Genomic DNA, 16,680 nt, shown 5'->3' on the forward strand with positions numbered 1-16,680 from the left:
CCGTCCTCCACAGGCTGGCGGCCACCCGCCTGCGTCCACATAGCCCGGTCGGGCACTTTCGGTCTCCTTCGCTGCCACCAAAGCTGGTAGCGGAGGTTATCAATGAAAGCGAAAGACGAAGTGGGTCAGCGCGGGGAAGCAACGGCCGCACGCTATTTGGAAGAGTCCGGTCTGCGAGTCATCGACCGTAATTGGCGCTGCAGCGACGGGGAAATCGACATCGTTGCCCTCGATGGGGATGTGCTGGTCGTGGTGGAGGTCAAAACACGTAGCTCGTTGGACTACGGCCACCCGTTCGAAGCGATTAATGAGCCCAAGTTGCAACGGCTCCAGCGGTTGTCGGCTGCCTGGCGGAGGTTTCATCATCTGCGTATCCGGAATCACCGCATTGATGCCGTTGCGGTGATCGAAGCGGCGGATGCTTCGGCAACAGTTGAATATTTGAAGGCGGTTGGATAATGCCGCTGGGAAGAACCTACGGGGTCGCTCTGGTCGGACTGACCGGACACGTGATTGAGGTTGAGGCTGATATCGGCCAAACGCTTCCGGCTTTTGTGCTTCTTGGCCTTCCGGACGCCTCGCTTCATGAGGCCAAGGACCGGATTCGTTCGGCTGCCCAAAACTCCGGCATTCCGCTCAGCCGGCGGAAGATCACGGTTAATCTGATTCCGGCGACACTGCCAAAACGCGGGTCCAGCTTCGATCTGGCCATCGTGACGGCAGCATTGCGGGCCGCCGGAGATATTCGCAGTCCCGGCGGCACGGTGTTCATTGCAGAACTCGGACTGGATGGGCGTTTGCGGCCAGTCCGGGGCGTATTGCCGGCCGTGATGGCTGCCGTGCAGGCAGGCCATCGAGAGGTGGTGGTTGCCGCTGCCAATGCCGATGAAGCACGTTTGGTCCCTGGTGCGCACGTGAACAGCTACCGCACGTTATCGGAAGTTGCGCTTGCGTTGGGCGCCGACCCATCGACTCTCGTACTTCCGGCAGAATCCGATTCTGCGGCCACAACAGCGCAACTACCTGCAGAAGGAGCCGACCAGGAGAATCCGGCTGAAGCGCCGGACATGGCAGATGTGGCCGGACAGCCTGATGCCCGCCTCGCGTTGGAGGTGGCTGCGGCCGGCGCCCACCATTTGCTGCTCACCGGTCCGCCGGGTGCAGGCAAAACTATGCTGGCCGAAAGGCTTCCAGGTCTGCTTCCGAGTCTGGACGATTCGGCCGCCATGGAAGTGACAGCGGTTCATTCACTGGGAGGAACTGCCGCACAACGGTCAAGCCTGGTCCGCCGGCCGCCGTTCGAGAGCCCGCATCACACCGCTTCGGCCGTGTCGATTATTGGTGGCGGTAGCGGGATACCACGACCCGGCGCGGCTTCGAGGGCCCACCGTGGGGTACTCTTCCTGGACGAGGCGCCGGAATATCAAAGGGGAGTGCTCGACGCCCTTCGGCAGCCACTGGAGAACGGACGGCTCGTGATTCAACGGGCGGCAGGAACAGCAGCATATCCGGCACGGTTCCAGCTGGTGCTTGCCGCCAACCCGTGTCCATGCGGGCAGGCATCGGGTAAGGGCATCGACTGCACGTGCACGCCGCTCAAGCGCAGACAGTACTTTTCCCGCATCTCGGGTCCGCTATTGGACCGGGTGGATATTCAATTGTCCGTGCCGCGTGTGAGTCTCGCGGAGTTCTCCAGTGGGCATCGTTCCGAAAGCACCCACGCCGTCGCTGCCAGGGTCCAGCGCGCGCGCAACCGCCAGCAGCAAAGACTGGCCGGCTTTGGATGCACCACTAACGCGGAAGTATCCGGTCGCGTTTTGCGCAATGAGCTGACGCTTGACCGGAGCGCGACCAAGGATCTGGATCTGGCCCTGGAACGGGGCACACTGACAGCGCGCGGATACGACCGTGTATTGCGCCTGGCGTGGACATTGTCGGATCTGCAGGATGGCAAACGCCCGGACCGCGACGACGTCGGACGTGCCTTGGCCTTCCGCCAAAACGTGAATGCGGCATAGACGAAAGGCTCATGATGACCGATTGGACTCTACGAACAGCACGGGCCGCATTGTCACGGCTGATGGAACCAACTGACCTGGTTGGTATGGCGCTGATTGAAAGTGCCGGCGCTGTTGATGCACTCCGCATAGCGACTGGTGCGATCAAACCAAGCACCAAAACCAAACAGGATATTGCCGAAATCCTGAATATGGAGGGGGCCAGTCCGGTCCGTGCTTCGCTGCCGGAGGCGCTCAAGCGTTGGTCACCGCGGGCAGCCGACCTCGCCCCTGCACGGGACATTTCAACCATTGAGCGGCTCGGCGGGCGCTTCCTGATACCCGAAGACGACGAGTGGCCGGATGCACTGCTTGATCTCGGGCTCCGTCAACCGATCTGCCTGTGGGCCCGCGGCGGGGGCGGGCTTACGGTTCCCGCTGAGGAACGGAGCGTTGCGTTGGTTGGGTCCCGTGACAGCACGAACTACGGCAACAGCGTCACCGGGGACTTAGCAGCAGGACTGGCTCACCGCGGTATGAGCGTCGTCTCAGGGGGAGCCTACGGAATCGATTCGCAGGCCCATCGGGCCGCCCTCACCGTCGCGGGCAGGTCGGACGAGCTGCCAACCATCGCGGTCTCCGCCTGCGGGCTCGATCGGTATTACCCGTCCGGAAACGAGGATCTGCTGCGGGCCATCAGCCATCAAGGTATGTTGCTGGCGGAAGTCCCTCCAGGATCCTCGCCAACGCGGTGGCGGTTCTTGCAGCGGAACAGACTGATCGCGGCCTTGTGCTCGGTCACGGTGGTCGTGGAAGCACGCTGGCGTTCAGGTGCGCTGAATACAGCACACCATGCCGCTGATTTAAGCCGGCAAGTCGCCGCCGTTCCCGGCTCAGTTCATTCGGCTAATTCAGCAGGTTGTCATCGTTTGCTTCGGGAGGGATCCGCCATCTGCGTGACAGACGCCGGCGAAATCGCGGAGTTGGCTGGATCGATGGGACAGCAATTGCCCTCGGAGCCAAAAGGCAAGACTGCCGACCACGATGGGCTGAACTTGGAGGATCTCTTGCTGCTGGACGCATTGCCCGTCAGAGCAGCAGCACAGTCCGAAAAGCTCGCCTCTGTGGCCGGGTTGGGCCATGACGCCGTACTGGCGGGCTTGGGGCGATTGCAGTTGGCAGGCTTGGCTGAGTCAGCCGGCGGAGCATGGCGACGGATCAAGCGCGCCGGATGAACGAATACCGGCATGCCGGAGGCCGGCTTCAACACCAGCGCCGACATGGCACATATGATGAAGCCAAGGGCATTTACGGGAGGTGCGGATATGGGTGCCACGGGGTACGGCCGGGGCATGGCCGCAGGCACCGGCGACGCCGGCAGTCACGGTGCAGCGGCGGCCGAGCACCCCTTCCAGCAAGCCGTCGATGAATTCGGCAGGTATATAACTGCTGAACGCGGTCGGTCCAAACACACTGCCAGGGCCTATGCCACGGACCTGCATAGTCTTTTCGGCTATGCGGCCGTCGGGGGAGTGGCAAGGCTCCCGGATATCGACCTGTCCGTGCTGCGTAGCTGGCTGGGCGAACTCAGCAGTTCTGGACTTGCCCGATCCACCCTCGCGCGCCGGGCGGCCACAGTCCGGACCTTTATGTCCTGGGCTCTGAGGGAGGGTCTCATTGAGGTCGACCCCTCCATACGTTTGAAGGCGCCGAAAAAGAACAGCCCGTTGCCGCACGTTCTTCACCAACAGCAAATGTCACGCATGTTTGGGTCCTTGGCGGATGCCGCGGAAAGCGGAGAGCCACTTGCGGTCCGGAATCGTGCGCTTGTCGAATTGTTGTATGCTACGGGGCTCCGGGTCGGGGAAATGGCGGGCTTGGACATCGACGATGTGGATCCTGAACGCCGCACCGTGAGGGTGCTGGGTAAGGGAGACAAAGAGCGGACGGTTCCATTCGGCGTTCCGGCAGCGGTGGCGATGGATGATTGGCTCCGGAGAGGGCGCCCTGCGCTTAGCACCAGCAATAGCGGTGCGGCGATATTCCTGGGAAAGCGGGGGCGGAGAATCGATCAACGGCAAGCGCGGGATGTCGTGGAACGGCACCTGAGCGCGCTTGGCGATACGGCAGCAACGAGCCCTCATGCCTTGCGGCACAGTACCGCAACGCATCTGCTCGACGGTGGCGCGGATTTGAGAGCAGTTCAGGAGATCCTCGGCCACAATAGTCTCGCCACCACGCAGATCTATACGCATGTGTCGGTTGAGAGATTGCGGCAGAGTTACCAGCAGGCCCATCCACGAGCTTAATCCGTAGCTACGCGAGGTATTGCCCTGCGATTGCATCAGCTCGTAGCCATCGGTCGACACGGGGATGGGAATCGCCAATACGTTATCTGTCTGTTATCTCTAATCAGGCATCTGTTCCTATTTTGTCGGTGGTCGGTTCTAGTGTTGGTGGTATGGAGAACAGGTCAGTTGCAGCAGTGGTTTCGTCGTCGGGGTCCCCGGCGGCGGATGCTGCTGCCGGCCGGGTTCGGGCACCGGTTGGGTCTGAGTCTGGTCTGGTTGTTGAGGTCACTGCCGCGCTGCAGAACTTTTCCCGTCGGGCGGTGTCGGGGCAGTCGGGTGTGGTCACGGCGGAGGCTGCGGCGCGGTTCGCGGCCTCGGTTGAGGAGCTCTCGCGGACGGTGGAGCATTTGCAGGTGGTGGCCGCGGGCCGGTTGGAGCAGGTCCGCGATGAGGCCGAAACATCGGGTACGGCTGATTGTTGGGTGACGCCGGAAGGCAAGCGGCAGGGCGAGTACCGCAATACTGCCGATTATTTGCGTGACGTGGTGCGGGTGAACCGTCCCGAGGCGGCCAGGCGGCTGAAGTTGGCGGCCGGGTTGTTGCCGGCGGCGGGGTTGGCGGGTCAGCCGGTGCCGCCGGCTCATGAGCAGTTGGCGGTGGCGATGGCCCACGGGCGGGTCCCGGCCGCCGCCGCGGTGGCCGCCCAGACTGCGCTGGGTAAGGCCAAGGCTACCGGGGCTGGCCCGAAACACTGGAGGCAATGGAGGAATCACTGGCCCGGGTGGCTGTCGAGCGGGATCCGCAGTTCGTGGCCGTGGCCGCCGCGAGGTGGTTGAACCATATTGATCAGGACGGGCCCGAACCCTGCGAGGCCGAACTACGCCACCGGCAGGGAGTGTTCCTGCGCGGTAAGCGGTCCGGGTTGCACCGGATGGAGATCCTGGCCACCGACGACCAATACGAACATCTGATCACCACCATGAATGCCGCCGCCAACCCCAGAGCCCGCGGCTGCGGACCCAACACCGACACCGGCAACAGGGCCGCCAGCGGTGAGGGCGGAAACAGCGACAGCGGCATCCGTCCCGGAAACGGCGCGGGAACCACCAGCGCCAGTAGCAGCAGCGCCACGGAAAGCACCAGCGGCGTGGAGAGCACAGATGGTGCCGGTAGCAACAACTCAGACGGTACCGGTGCCTCGACCGGTTCGGCCCCCACCGGCGACACTGGCGCCGGCGATGGCACTGGCTCGGATGCCGGAGATGGTGGCCCGGTGCCGGTGGCGGCGGTTGATCGGCGGGCAATAGCGCAGAAGCGCCTCGACGGGCTGGTCGCCGCCTGCGACGCCGCCCTGGCCACCGGAGGGCTGCCCGACACCGGCGGGCACCGGCCCCAAATCATGGCCGTGATCGACTACCAGGAACTCCTCACCCAACTTACCGAAGCAAAAGGCGGTACCTGCGGTGACGGGGCGGGGACGGGCACAGTCTTCAGCACCGGACGCTACGGTCCGGATGCCGGCGCCGGGGCCACCGGCGGGACCGGGTCGTACGTGTTTTCCGGGCCGGTCCACGCCGCGAATATCCGCCAGTTGGCCTGCGACGCCGAGATCATCCCGGCCGTGCTGGCCGGCAACGGCCAAATCCTCGACCTGGGCACCGGCCGACGGATCTTCCCGCCGAACCTGCGCCGGGGCCTCGTCGCCCGAGATGGCGGATGCGCCTTTCCGGGCTGCACCATGCCCGCACCCTGGACCGAGGCTCATCACATTCAATACGCCTCCGACGACGGAGAGACCTCGACTGATAACGGGTGCCTGCTGTGCAGTTTCCATCACCACCTCATCCACAAGGAAAAATGGGCCATCACCGTCCACCACGGGGTTCCCTGGTTCACCCCACCGGCATACGTCGACCCCGACCGACGACCAATCCGCAACCACTACTTCAACCGCACACCCCACCGGCCGAACCACCGGCAAACCAAAATCGAACTCGCCGACACCGGATAAACACGACGCGAGGTCAGATGGTTCAGCTGGTACGGCACTCCAGCCGGTGAAGGCAGCCCGGACAATCGCCTCTTGTCTGGTGAAGAGGAGCGCTTGCACCTTTCAACAGTCACGCATCCCGGGTACGCTACTCCGTCGTTTCGCGACGCGATTCAGGCGTACCGGGATGCTGCCGCGACGGTCTGCTGCATATAGCCACCGCCGAAGAGGATGGCGTGTACCAGTAGCGGAAACAGTTGATGAAGTTCCACCCGATCCTCCCAACCGTCCACCAGCGGATGGACCTCCTGATAGGCGTCGACGACGGTTTCGAGGTGGGGCAGACCAAACAGCGCCATCATCGCCAAGTCGGACTCACGGTGTCCACCGTGTGCCGCCGGATCGATCAAGACCACCCCTGACTCCGTCCACATAACGTTGCCGGACCATAAATCGCCATGGATTCGTGCCGGGCCGTCGCCGTCGTCGAAATCGCCGCCCGCAAGACGGTCGGCCACTGATTCCAGCACCCTGCGTTCCCGGGCATCCATGTCAGCCCTGTGCACCGCTGTATCAATCATTGGCCGGAGGCGGGAGTTGGACATAAAGTCACCCCAGTGGTCGTAGTGCTCCAGTGATACCGGAAGTGGCTCTGACAGTGGGCCGAAGTAGCCATCGCCCGTCCAATGTTCCGGTGCGGCTCCGAATGCCGTGGCACCTGCATCATGGGTGTGCGCAAGCTGTCGGCCGAATAGTTTGGCCGCTTGCCGAGTGGGTCTGGCGGCAGTCAATCGCTCCAATTCCAAGGATGATTCGTCCACCGCGATTACCTGCGCGCAGGCTGCGCCCCCTGGCGCCGCGTCCAGCCATTGCAGAGATGCGGCCTCATAGGGAAAGAAGCCTGAGGGGGCATTCGGGCGGTGTTTCATGTATCCGGCCATGGCAATACGCTAACCCGTGACAGCAGTGGCAACAATGCGCGGCCTAAATGCGGCGTCGACATTGCCGAAGCGCGTTATACTCGAGCGTGTCGACTAAATTTGTCAGTGGTGCTAATTGCACTGGCGCAATTCCTGTTTGTACGGCAGAATATGGGAGAGCAGGACTGTGGGCTGAATTGAAACGGACCGCACGATAGCGCAGAACTTCATCGAGAGCTGAAGGTCGTTGGGGAAGACGTACCTACAGCTATGGAGGATGGAATGTCTGTTGCAGCGACGCGCGGTGTCTTGTTCGTGCACTCGGCCCCGACTGCGTTATGTCCGCATGTCGAGTGGGCCATCGGATCCGTCGTGGATAAGCGAACGGATCTTGAGTGGACCGAGCAACCGGCTTCTCCGGGAATGTTCCGTGCCGAACTGTCCTGGACGGGCAAGCAGGGCACCGGGTCACGACTCGCGTCGGCCCTGCGCGGATGGGCACATTTGCGGTATGAGGTGACTGAAGAGCCAAGCGCGGGTGTCGATGGTGGACGCTGGTCCCACACACCCGAACTTGGCATATTTCACGCCACAACGGATGTGCACGGCAACATCATGGTCTCCGAGGACCGCATTCGCTACGCCTATGAGAATGGTGCCGGGGATCCGTCAGCTGTATACCACGAGCTTTCCCTTGCTTTAGGGGAGGCATGGGACGAAGAGCTCGAACCGTTCCGCCACGCCGCCGAAGGGGCGCCCGTACGGTGGCTTCATCAGGTCGGTTGATGCCTGATGCACATGCACGCGCAATGACTCCATAGCAAGAAGGACGGCCGGTCCTGGCGGATCCGGCCGTCCTTTACGCGTGTCGCCTGTGTTGAACCCGGACGTGATGAGTCCGGATCCCATTGGCACCACATCTTCCGGAATCGCGCGAGGGCGAGGTGCACCAGTTCGAGGCAGGTGGCCTGCTGGGCCGTTGTCCCTTATGCGTTGCGGATTGCAATCACCGCGTTGTGGCCACCAAATCCGAACGAATTACTCAGTGCCACCACGTCGCCGTCGGGCAGTTGTCGTTCGGAGGTGATGACGTCGAGCGGGATCTCGGGATCCTGATTGTCGAGGTTGATGGTCATCGGCGCTTGGCGTTCGTGGACCGCCAAAACCGTGAGCACAGCCTCCACCGCACCGGAAGCTCCCAGCAGGTGCCCCGTCTGCGACTTGGTCGCCGAGACACCAACGTTGTCAACGTGCTTGCCCAGGGCCTCCCGCAGGGCTGTGTACTCTGGCTTGTCGCCAACGGGCGTGGCAGTGGCGTGGGCGTTGACATGAACGACGTCGTTCGGCTGCACCCGAGCATCGAACATGGCGGCCTTAAGCGCCCGGGTGGCGCCCAGACCCTCCGGATCCGGTGCGGTGATGTGGTACGAGTCGGAGGTGACTGCAGTACCGGCGAGCTCGCCGTAAATGCGCGCGCCGCGGGCCTTGGCATGCTCTTCAGCCTCCAGCACCAGTGCGCCGGCGCCTTCACCCATCACGAACCCATCGCGGTCAACGTCGTACGGACGCGACGCGTGCTCCGGGTCGTCGTTGCGGCGGGAGAGCGCCTGCATGGAGTTGAACGCTGCCAAAGGCATGGGGTGGATGGCAGCTTCGGCGCCGCCGGATACGACGACGTCGGCACGACCGGAGCGGATCAGATCCAGCCCTTGATGGAGGGACTCAGTTCCTGAAGCGCAGGCAGACACCGGAGTGAACGCGCCCGCACGCGCACCCAGGTCGAGGCTCACCGCAGCAGCGGGGCCGTTGGGCATCAGCATGGGGACCGTCATCGGAAGCACCCGCCGCGGTCCCTTTTCCCGCAGCGTGTCCCAGGCATCAAGCAACGTCCATACGCCTCCGATACCGGTGGCGAACGACACGGCGAAGCGTTCCTGGTCCAGGTTCTCTTCCAGCCCGGAATCCTTCCATGCCTCCCGTGCGGAGATGATGGCGAACTGCGTGGACGGGTCCATGCGCTTGGCCTCGACGCGGCTGAGAACCTCGGAGGCCGGCGTACTGACCCGTGCGGCGAAGTGGACAGGCAGATTGTATTCCTCGACCCAATCGTCTTCCAGGGTGCGCGCACCGGAGACACCCTGCAAGGAGTTCTTCCAGGTTGTCGGGACATCACCGCCGATGGGACTCGTGGCGCCCAGGCCGGTAATGACTACTTTGCGTGCCATTAATTCACTCTCTCCGCCGATGTGTGTGCCGGCCGCTTCGCCGGCGGTTTCAAAACTCTATGGAATGACTGGCCGGTACCCGCCCGTCACACATTATGTGGAGGGGCTGGTACCGGCCAGTCACAAACTGCGCTGTCGGGCCGACCGGGCATCTGGGTGCATCGGTCGGCCCGGCACATATCAAGCCAGTCGTTGGCCGAAGCCAGTCCTTAGCCCTGCTGGGCGTTGGAGATGTAGTTGACGGCGTCACCGACGGTCTTGAGGTTCTTCACCTCTTCGTCGGGGATGCGCACGCCGAACTTCTCCTCAGCGTTGACGACGATGGTCATCATGGAGATGGAGTCAATGTCCAAATCGTCGGTGAAGGACTTGTCGGCCTCTACGGCCTCAGGGGCCAGCCCGGTCTCTTCGTTGACGATCTCTGCGAGTCCGGACTGGATTTCTTCATTGCTGGCCATGGATGGCTCCTTTTCTTTCTTTGCCGTTATTGACGTGGATATTGTTCACAAACCAGGGTCTGCTGTGGAAAGACTGATGCAGCTTCTGCTCAGGGCAGTTCCACCACCTGGGCACCATAGACGAGCCCTGCCCCGAAACCAATCTGCAGCGACAAACCTCCGGACAGCTCCGGATTTTCGTTCAACAGGCGGTGTGTGGCCAGCGGGATGGAAGCGGCGGAGGTATTGCCCGCATCCGCAATGTCACGTCCGATGACTACGGAATCGGGCAGCTGCAACTGCTTCGCCAGTTCGTCGATGATACGCATATTGGCCTGGTGGGGGACGAACGCAGCGAGATCGGCGGCCCTCACCTCAGCGGCGTCGAGGGCTTGCTGTGCCACCTTGGCCATCTCCCACACGGCCCAGCGGAACACGCTTGGCCCGTCCTGGTACAGGGTTGGCCAGCGGCTCTCGTCGCCACCATTGGCGGCAGCGCTCCTGCCGGCGGCCTTGCCGGCCGGCCCGTGGTCGCGCAGCACCAGCTGGGAATCGGTCATGTTGATGGTTTCCCACTTGCTGCCTTCGGAGCCCCACACCGAAGGTCCGATGGCGGGCGTGTCGGAGGGGCCAATGACGACGGCGCCGGCGCCGTCTCCCAGCAGGAACGAAATGCTCCGTTCGGAGTTGTCAATGTAGTCGGAGAGCTTCTCCACCCCGACCACCAGGGTGTATTCAGCCATGCCGCTGTGCACCAGTGCGTCGCCTTGGGCGACCCCGTAGCAGTATCCTGCACAGGCCGCCGAGATATCGAAGGCAGGGGCGGGGGCGGCTCCCAGCTTCTCCGCCAGCAGGGATGCGCTCGATGGCGTCGGGTACGGGTGGGTGACCGTCGAGACGATGACAGCTCCCAGCTGGGAACCTTCAATGCCCGCTGATTCCAAGGCGTCCCGGGCGGCACCTTCGGCCATATCAATGACTGAAACGTCGGCCGGCGCCCGGTGGCGGGTGACGATTCCGGTGCGTTGACGGATCCATTCGTCCGAGGAATCGATCCACTGGCAGACGTCGTCGTTGGTCACGGTGACGCTCGGGCGGTACGAGCCGAACCCCATGATCCTGGTGTGTTCCCGCAGGGGTGTTTGCTTCATCGTTTACGCGCCTTCCTCTGCGGCTTCGGTCGTCATCAGGTCACGTGCTGCGGTGAGGTCGTCGGGAGTCTTCACCGCGGCAGCGGTGGCGCCGGGCAGGCCACGTTTAGCCAGACCCGCCAGTGTACCTGCCGGCGGAAGCTCAATCAGGCCATTGACGCCCATGGTCGTGAACCGCTCCATGCACAGGTCCCAACGGACCGGGCGGGAAACCTGGGCTACCAAGCTGTCCAGGTTGGCGTGGCCATCAACGACCATCCCGCCATCGTAGTTGGACAGCAAGGTCACTGCCGGGTCGCGCGGCTGCAGTTGGGGACGCAGCTGTTCCAAAGCACCAAGTGCGGGTGCCATATGTTCGGTATGGAAAGCGCCGGCAACCTTCAGCGGCATCACACGTGCCTTTGCAGGAGGGTTGTCTGCCAGCGCCTGCAACTGTTCCAGTGTGCCGGCGGCGACGGTTTGCCCGGCAGCGTTGACGTTGGCTGCTGTCAGCCCGGCCGATTCGATGGCGGCTGCTACTTCGTGCTGATCTCCGCCCAATACTGCGCTCATCCCGGTTGGTGTCTGCGCTGCAGCGTCAGCCATGGAGTTGGCCCGCCGGCGTACGAATGCCATGGCGTCGGCCTCAGTGAGAGCGCCGGACAATGCCGAGGCTGTGATTTCGCCCACCGAATGCCCTGCGAAGACGATTTCGGACGCCCGCGGGTGGGAAACAGCTTCGCCGTCGAGCAGCACTCTGGCGGCCACCAGTCCCGCGGCGACGATTAACGGCTGCGCGACGGCGGTGTCCTTGATGGTCTCGGCATCCGACTTTGTCCCGTGCAGGACGAGGTCGATTCCCGCCATATCGCTCAACTGTTGCAGGTGATCGGCGACGCCGGGCAGCTCGAGCCACGGGGCGAGGAAACCAGGACTTTGGGAGCCCTGGCCGGGACAGACAATTGCAAGCACCATTCAAGCTTTCCAAACAATAGAGGGACGGCGCGTGTTTCGGATGACGAAGCTGATCCGGACACGTTGTAGGAAGTCTACAACTTCACGCTACTTACTGCGGCCGTTTTGCCGTTCGTGTTGGGCCTCTTCCACCGTGGCCAGCCGGCCCATGACGAGAGCTGTTTGCAGCACGAAGGCCTCGCGGGGCAGCAGTGGATCCCAACCGGTGACTTCGGTGACCCTGCGCAGCCGGTAGCGGACCGTGTTGGCGTGGACGAACAGTTCCCGGGCGGTGGCTTCGAGCGAATGGCCCAGGCTCAAGTAGCTGGACAACGTTTCAACCAACCCGTTCGAAGCGGCAAGCAGGGGGCGGTAGATGCCGGCCACCAAGGCCCGGCCTGCGGCGTCATCGCCGGACATCACGCGCTCCGGCAACAGGTCGTCTGCCGCCACCGGGCGGGGCGCCATGGGCCAGCCGCGGGCCGCCACCAACCCGGCGAATGCTGCCTGCGCCGATCCGCTGGCCTCAGCGAGCGAATCGGCGATCGGGCCATGCACCACCGGCCCCGGCCCGAAGAGTTCACTGATCCGCTGGTAAGCCGATTCGTGTCCTTTCATCCCGCCCAGCACCAGAATCAGCCGGTCGCCTTGGATACCCACCAGGGTGTCGGTGGCGAAGCGTGCAGTCGCCCGCCTCAGCTCGCTGACAAAGGAGGGACTGGGATCGGAAGGGGAGGAGCCCACGATGACGGTGATGGCCGATTGCGCGGTCCATCCGACAGCGGCGATCCTGGAGCGCAGCGCGTCGGAACTCTCTCCACGCAGGATGGCGTCGACCACCAGGGCTTCCAGCCGCGTATCCCAGGAGCCGCGCGTTTCGGCGGCTCGTGCGTAGACATCCGCGGCGGCGAAGGCCACTTCGCGGGAATAGCGCAGCACGGCTTCGCGCAGATCAGGCTGGTCGGCTTCCGGGGCCAGATCCGGAACCTGGTCCTCGACAACCTGGACGACGGTGCGTATCAACTGGAGCGCCTTCTGCAGGGAAATCGAACGAGTCAGCTCCGTCGGTGCGGCGCCGAACACGTCACTGAGCACCCACGCCGGTGACGACGGATGCTCATACCAGCTGACGAAGGACGATATTCCCTTTTGGGCGATCAGGCCCAGCGCAGAGCGCTCATCGGCGCGGAGATGCCGGTACCACGGCAGCGACGCGTCCAATTGCCGCAATGTGGTGGTGGACAAGGACCCGATATTGGACCGCAGTCGTGCCAGTGTTTGAGACTTGGGTGCCGACTGCGTTGTACGGCGGGAAGCATCCATGCCCCGAGCTTACGTCCTGAGGCGGGCCAATCGCGATTTGTGCGAAGCCTACAATTGCCGGCAAGCAAAGTCGGTGCCGATAGGGTGGACGCATGAGCCAATCGTTTTTGACTCCGTGGCCGGGGGCCTGGGTCATCTGCGCAGATATCTGCCGGATTGTGACGTTGCTATGCGCCGGATTGGCTCTGGTCTTTTGGGGGCCGGACAAAGTCATTGCGTTCCTGGCTGTGACCGGGATTTTGCTGATTCCTCGTGTGATGAGGATGCCGGGGCCTTTCGACGCGGCTCTCGCCCTGACGATGCTTGTCTCAACGCTGACCGGGGCGATCGGTTGGTACGAACATGTCATGTGGTGGGACAAGGTGGCCCACTTTGTCACAACCGGTTCCGCTGCCGCCATGCTGTCCCTGATGGTGGCTGCCTGGGGGCTGGTCGACCGTCTGTTCGAATCCGACCGGCCGCTCTATCGGACCCGCGTCACGGTGCAGACGGCCTCGCTGGGGATGAGCGTCGCGCTGATTTGGGAAATCATGGAGTGGATCTACAAGGACATCAACACCGACGATCCGCCAGCGACCTATCTGGATACCATGGCTGACCTCCTGGCCGGGGCGCTGGGTTCCGTCGCTGCAGCCGGTGCGCTGCTGCTATGGGTGCGGGCAGGCGGCGCTGCACCTCATAGCGACAGCGTTGAAGGCACGCAGCTGGGAGCCAGACCGCTGCATTCGAGAAACCAACGTTTGGAAGAGCCGGGCGCCTGAGCCTGTCGCCTGAAGCCCGGCTACTCCTGCTCCCTACTCGGCTCCGCCGGCGGCTCCCGAACTGCCCGCGTTGACGTCGAGCAGCTGGTACTTGTCCATAGCCTCACCCGGAGCGCGCCAATCGACTTCGCCACGGCGGGCGAGCATCTCCAGGGCGCGGACGACCATGGAGTGGCTGTCGATCTTGAAGTAGCGGCGGGCGGCGGCGCGGGTGTCGGCAAAGCCGAACCCGTCGGCGCCCAAAGTGGCGAATTCATTGGGCAGGAACTGGCGGATCTGGTCCGGAACGGCCTTCATGAAATCCGTGACGGCCACGATGGGACCCGTGGCGCCGGCCATCTGCTGAGTCACGAAGGGAGTGCGCGCCGCGGCCGATGGGTCGAGGAAGGCTTCTTCCTCGGCGGCCAGTCCGTCGCGGCGCAATTCGGTCCATGAGGTGACCGACCAGACGTCGGCCGAAACCCCCCAATCCTCTGCCAGCAGCCGTTGGGCTTCGACGGCCCAGGGCACGGCGACGCCGGAGGCCAGCAGCTGGGTGCGCGGTCCGTCGATGTCTGCCGGCTTCAGCAGGTAAATGCCCTTGAGGATTCCTTCCACATCGGTTTCCTCAGGCGCGGGCGGCTGGACGATCGGTTCGTTGTAGGCGGTGAGGTAATAGATCAGGTTCCGGTCTTCCGAGTCCGGTCCATACATCCGGTTCAGGCCATCCCGCATGATGTGGCCGATCTCGTACCCGTAGGCGGGGTCGTAGCTGACGACGGCGGGATTGGTGGAGGCCAGCACGGGAGACTGTCCGTCGGCGTGCTGCAGCCCTTCACCGGTCAGCGTGGTCCGGCCGGCGGTCGCTCCGATCAGGAAGCCGCGGGTCATTTGGTCCGCTGCGGCCCAGATGAAGTCGCCGGTGCGCTGGAATCCGAACATCGAGTAGAAGATGTAGATCGGGATCAGCGGCTCGCCCTGGGTGGCGTAGGAGGTTCCGGCGGCCGTGAACGCGGCGATTGAACCGGCTTCGTTGATTCCCAGGTGCAGGATTTGGCCCTGTTCTGATTCCTTGTAGGCCAGCACCAGCTCCCGGTCCACCGACAGGTAGTTCTGCCCCTTCGGGTTGTAAATTTTCGCCGTCGGGAAGAAGGAATCCATCCCGAAGGTGCGGGCCTCGTCCGGAATAATCGGCACGATGCGTTTGCCGAATTCCTTGTCCCGCATCAGGTCCTTGAGCAGCCGCACGAACGCCATCGTGGTGGCTGCTTCCTGCTTGCCGGAGCCGCGCCAGGCAGCCTCGTAGGCCTTCTCGTCCGGAAGGTGGATCTCGTTGACCTGTTCGCGGCGTTCGGGGACGTAGCCGCCGAGTTTGTGGCGGCGTTCGGTGAGGTATTTGATTTCGGGCGCGTCGGCCCCGGGGTGGTAGTAGGGCGGTTCCTTGGGGTTGGCCTCGAGTGCTTCGTCGCTGATCGGGATCCGCAGGTGGTCGCGGAAGTCTTTGAGGTCATCGACGGTGAGTTTCTTCATCTGGTGGGTCGCGTTACGGCCCTCGAAGTTGGTGCCCAGCCCGTATCCCTTGACGGTCTTGGTCAGGATCACCGTCGGCTGCCCGGTGGCCTCGGTGGCGGCCTTGTACGCGGCATAGATCTTGCGGTAGTCATGGCCGCCGCGCTTCAGACCCCACACCTGCTCATCAGACATGTCCGCGACCATGTCCTTGGTCTGCGGTGTTTTGCCGAAGAAGTGTTCCTTGACGAACCCGCCGGACTCGGCCTTATACGTCTGATAATCCCCATCCGGGGTCGAATTCATAATATCGACCAGCGCCCCGTCGGAGTCTTTGGCCAACAGTTCGTCCCATTCGCGGCCCCACACGACCTTGATCACGTTCCAGCCGGCCCCGCGGAAGAAGGCCTCCAACTCCTGCATAATCTTGCCATTACCACGGACCGGCCCATCGAGACGCTGCAGATTACAGTTGACCACGAACGTGAGATTATCCAACTGCTCATTGGCGGCCAGCTGCAACAACCCCCGCGACTCGGGCTCATCCATCTCCCCATCCCCCAGGAACGCCCACACCTGCTGCTGGGAGGTGTCCTTCATCCCCCGGTTGTGCAGATACCGGTTCGACTGGGCCTGATAAATCGCATTCATCGGCCCGATCCCCATCGACACCGTGGGAAACTCCCAAAAATGCGGCATCGACCGCGGATGCGGATACGACGAAATCCCATGCTCACCGGCCGAGGCCTCCTGCCGGAACCCGTTCAAATCCTCCTGAGACAGCCGGCCCTCCAAAAACGCCCGCGCATACATCCCCGGCGAAGCATGACCCTGGAAAAACACCTGATCACCACCACCGGGATGATCCTTACCCCGAAAGAAATGATTCAACCCCACCTCATACAGGGTCGCCGCACCGGCATACGTCGAAATATGACCCCCCACCCCAATACCGGGCCGCTGCGCACGATGGACCAACACCGCAGCATTCCACCGCAACCACGCCCGATACCGCCGCTCAATCTCCTCATCCCCGGGAAACACCGGCTCCTGATCCACCGGAATCGTATTCACATAATCAGTCGTCGTCACCATCGGCACCCCCACCGACTGCGCACCAGCACGCTGCAACAACGACCGCATAATAAACTGCGCCCGCTCCGT

At 63.2% G+C, this 16,680-nt stretch carries 15 protein-coding genes; 8 read left to right on the plus strand and 7 right to left on the minus strand.

What is annotated here, in order from left to right:
* The first annotated feature begins 102 nt into the window (after positions 1-102).
* From H535_RS0102490 to H535_RS23090, 6 genes are all read left to right on the plus strand, one after another.
* A complete protein-coding gene (locus H535_RS0102490; protein ID WP_026818286.1) occupies positions 103-459 on the plus strand; it encodes a YraN family protein in 357 nt (118 codons plus the stop codon).
* Positions 459-2,018, plus strand: a complete 1,560-nt coding sequence (locus H535_RS0102495) for a YifB family Mg chelatase-like AAA ATPase (RefSeq protein WP_026818287.1) — start codon at positions 459-461, stop codon at positions 2,016-2,018. Before H535_RS0102490 ends, H535_RS0102495 begins: the two co-directional genes overlap by 1 nt.
* 62 nt (positions 2,019-2,080) lie before the next feature.
* On the plus strand, positions 2,081-3,232 hold the full coding sequence (gene dprA, locus H535_RS0102500) for a DNA-processing protein DprA (RefSeq protein WP_245580126.1): 1,152 nt from the start codon (positions 2,081-2,083) through the stop codon (positions 3,230-3,232).
* A 117-nt stretch (positions 3,233-3,349) separates the two neighbouring features.
* On the plus strand, positions 3,350-4,306 hold the full coding sequence (locus H535_RS0102505) for a tyrosine recombinase XerC (protein ID WP_051298397.1): 957 nt from the start codon (positions 3,350-3,352) through the stop codon (positions 4,304-4,306).
* A gap of 152 nt (positions 4,307-4,458) precedes the next feature.
* Positions 4,459-5,124 (plus strand): hypothetical protein, encoded by a 666-nt coding sequence (locus tag H535_RS27545; RefSeq protein ID WP_155838490.1) that lies wholly within the window; start codon positions 4,459-4,461, stop codon positions 5,122-5,124.
* On the plus strand, positions 5,049-6,299 hold the full coding sequence (locus H535_RS23090) for an HNH endonuclease (RefSeq protein ID WP_051298371.1): 1,251 nt from the start codon (positions 5,049-5,051) through the stop codon (positions 6,297-6,299). The genes H535_RS27545 and H535_RS23090 overlap by 76 nt, the downstream gene beginning before the upstream one ends.
* 152 nt (positions 6,300-6,451) lie before the next feature.
* On the opposite strand, the gene H535_RS0102515 is transcribed toward H535_RS23090, so the two are convergent.
* Positions 6,452-7,219, minus strand: coding sequence for a fructosamine kinase family protein (locus H535_RS0102515; RefSeq protein WP_026818290.1), 768 nt, complete (start codon positions 7,217-7,219; stop codon positions 6,452-6,454).
* 261 nt (positions 7,220-7,480) lie between these two features.
* Here H535_RS0102515 and H535_RS0102520 point away from each other — a divergent pair, with 261 nt between their 5' ends.
* Complete coding sequence (locus H535_RS0102520; protein WP_026818291.1) at positions 7,481-7,984, plus strand: DUF3145 domain-containing protein; 504 nt, start codon at positions 7,481-7,483, stop codon at positions 7,982-7,984.
* Between the two features lie 200 nt (positions 7,985-8,184).
* Here H535_RS0102520 and fabF read toward each other — a convergent pair whose 3' ends face one another.
* The 5 genes from fabF to H535_RS0102545 form a co-directional block, all read right to left on the minus strand.
* The gene (gene fabF / locus H535_RS0102525; protein WP_026818292.1) at positions 8,185-9,423 is read right to left on the minus strand and encodes a beta-ketoacyl-ACP synthase II; all 1,239 of its coding nucleotides are present in this window, start codon (positions 9,421-9,423) and stop codon (positions 8,185-8,187) included.
* A 209-nt stretch (positions 9,424-9,632) separates the two neighbouring features.
* The gene (locus H535_RS0102530; RefSeq protein ID WP_026818293.1) at positions 9,633-9,881 is read right to left on the minus strand and encodes an acyl carrier protein; all 249 of its coding nucleotides are present in this window, start codon (positions 9,879-9,881) and stop codon (positions 9,633-9,635) included.
* Positions 9,882-9,970: 89 nt separating this feature from the next.
* Positions 9,971-11,011 (minus strand): beta-ketoacyl-ACP synthase III, encoded by a 1,041-nt coding sequence (locus H535_RS0102535; RefSeq protein WP_026818294.1) that lies wholly within the window; start codon positions 11,009-11,011, stop codon positions 9,971-9,973.
* A gap of 3 nt (positions 11,012-11,014) precedes the next feature.
* The gene (locus tag H535_RS0102540; protein ID WP_026818295.1) at positions 11,015-11,962 is read right to left on the minus strand and encodes an ACP S-malonyltransferase; all 948 of its coding nucleotides are present in this window, start codon (positions 11,960-11,962) and stop codon (positions 11,015-11,017) included.
* Between the two features lie 90 nt (positions 11,963-12,052).
* The gene (locus H535_RS0102545; protein ID WP_026818296.1) at positions 12,053-13,267 is read right to left on the minus strand and encodes a PucR family transcriptional regulator; all 1,215 of its coding nucleotides are present in this window, start codon (positions 13,265-13,267) and stop codon (positions 12,053-12,055) included.
* A 92-nt stretch (positions 13,268-13,359) separates the two neighbouring features.
* On the opposite strand from H535_RS0102545, the gene H535_RS0102550 reads away from it, so the two are divergent.
* Positions 13,360-14,028 carry a DUF2238 domain-containing protein gene (locus H535_RS0102550; RefSeq protein ID WP_026818297.1) on the plus strand — a complete coding sequence of 223 codons (669 nt, stop codon included), beginning with the start codon at positions 13,360-13,362 and terminating at the stop codon, positions 14,026-14,028.
* Positions 14,029-14,061: 33 nt separating this feature from the next.
* Here H535_RS0102550 and aceE read toward each other — a convergent pair.
* Positions 14,062-16,680, minus strand: a 2,619-nt coding sequence (gene aceE, locus H535_RS0102555; RefSeq protein ID WP_026818298.1) for a pyruvate dehydrogenase (acetyl-transferring), homodimeric type, incomplete at its 5' end; no start/stop codon positions are given.

Origin of the sequence: Arthrobacter castelli DSM 16402 (assembly GCF_000430705.1) — a bacterium.
Classification (GTDB): Bacteria; Actinomycetota; Actinomycetes; order Actinomycetales; family Micrococcaceae; genus Arthrobacter_C; species Arthrobacter_C castelli.

What these genes read in the sequence shown, in the direction of transcription:
- H535_RS0102545 (WP_026818296.1), bottom strand. Translation starts at nt 13,267, where the DNA reads ATGGATGCTTCCCGCCGTACAACGCAGTCGGCACCCAAGTCTCAAACA.
- H535_RS0102535 (WP_026818294.1), bottom strand. Translation starts at nt 11,011, where the DNA reads ATGAAGCAAACACCCCTGCGGGAACACACCAGGATCATGGGGTTCGGC.
- H535_RS0102515 (WP_026818290.1), bottom strand. Translation starts at nt 7,219, where the DNA reads ATGGCCGGATACATGAAACACCGCCCGAATGCCCCCTCAGGCTTCTTT.
- H535_RS0102505 (WP_051298397.1), top strand. Translation starts at nt 3,350, where the DNA reads ATGGCCGCAGGCACCGGCGACGCCGGCAGTCACGGTGCAGCGGCGGCC.
- fabF (WP_026818292.1), bottom strand. Translation starts at nt 9,423, where the DNA reads ATGGCACGCAAAGTAGTCATTACCGGCCTGGGCGCCACGAGTCCCATC.
- dprA (WP_245580126.1), top strand. Translation starts at nt 2,081, where the DNA reads ATGGAACCAACTGACCTGGTTGGTATGGCGCTGATTGAAAGTGCCGGC.
- H535_RS0102550 (WP_026818297.1), top strand. Translation starts at nt 13,360, where the DNA reads ATGAGCCAATCGTTTTTGACTCCGTGGCCGGGGGCCTGGGTCATCTGC.
- H535_RS23090 (WP_051298371.1), top strand. Translation starts at nt 5,049, where the DNA reads ATGGAGGAATCACTGGCCCGGGTGGCTGTCGAGCGGGATCCGCAGTTC.
- H535_RS0102495 (WP_026818287.1), top strand. Translation starts at nt 459, where the DNA reads ATGCCGCTGGGAAGAACCTACGGGGTCGCTCTGGTCGGACTGACCGGA.
- H535_RS0102490 (WP_026818286.1), top strand. Translation starts at nt 103, where the DNA reads ATGAAAGCGAAAGACGAAGTGGGTCAGCGCGGGGAAGCAACGGCCGCA.
- H535_RS0102530 (WP_026818293.1), bottom strand. Translation starts at nt 9,881, where the DNA reads ATGGCCAGCAATGAAGAAATCCAGTCCGGACTCGCAGAGATCGTCAAC.
- H535_RS27545 (WP_155838490.1), top strand. Translation starts at nt 4,459, where the DNA reads ATGGAGAACAGGTCAGTTGCAGCAGTGGTTTCGTCGTCGGGGTCCCCG.
- H535_RS0102520 (WP_026818291.1), top strand. Translation starts at nt 7,481, where the DNA reads ATGTCTGTTGCAGCGACGCGCGGTGTCTTGTTCGTGCACTCGGCCCCG.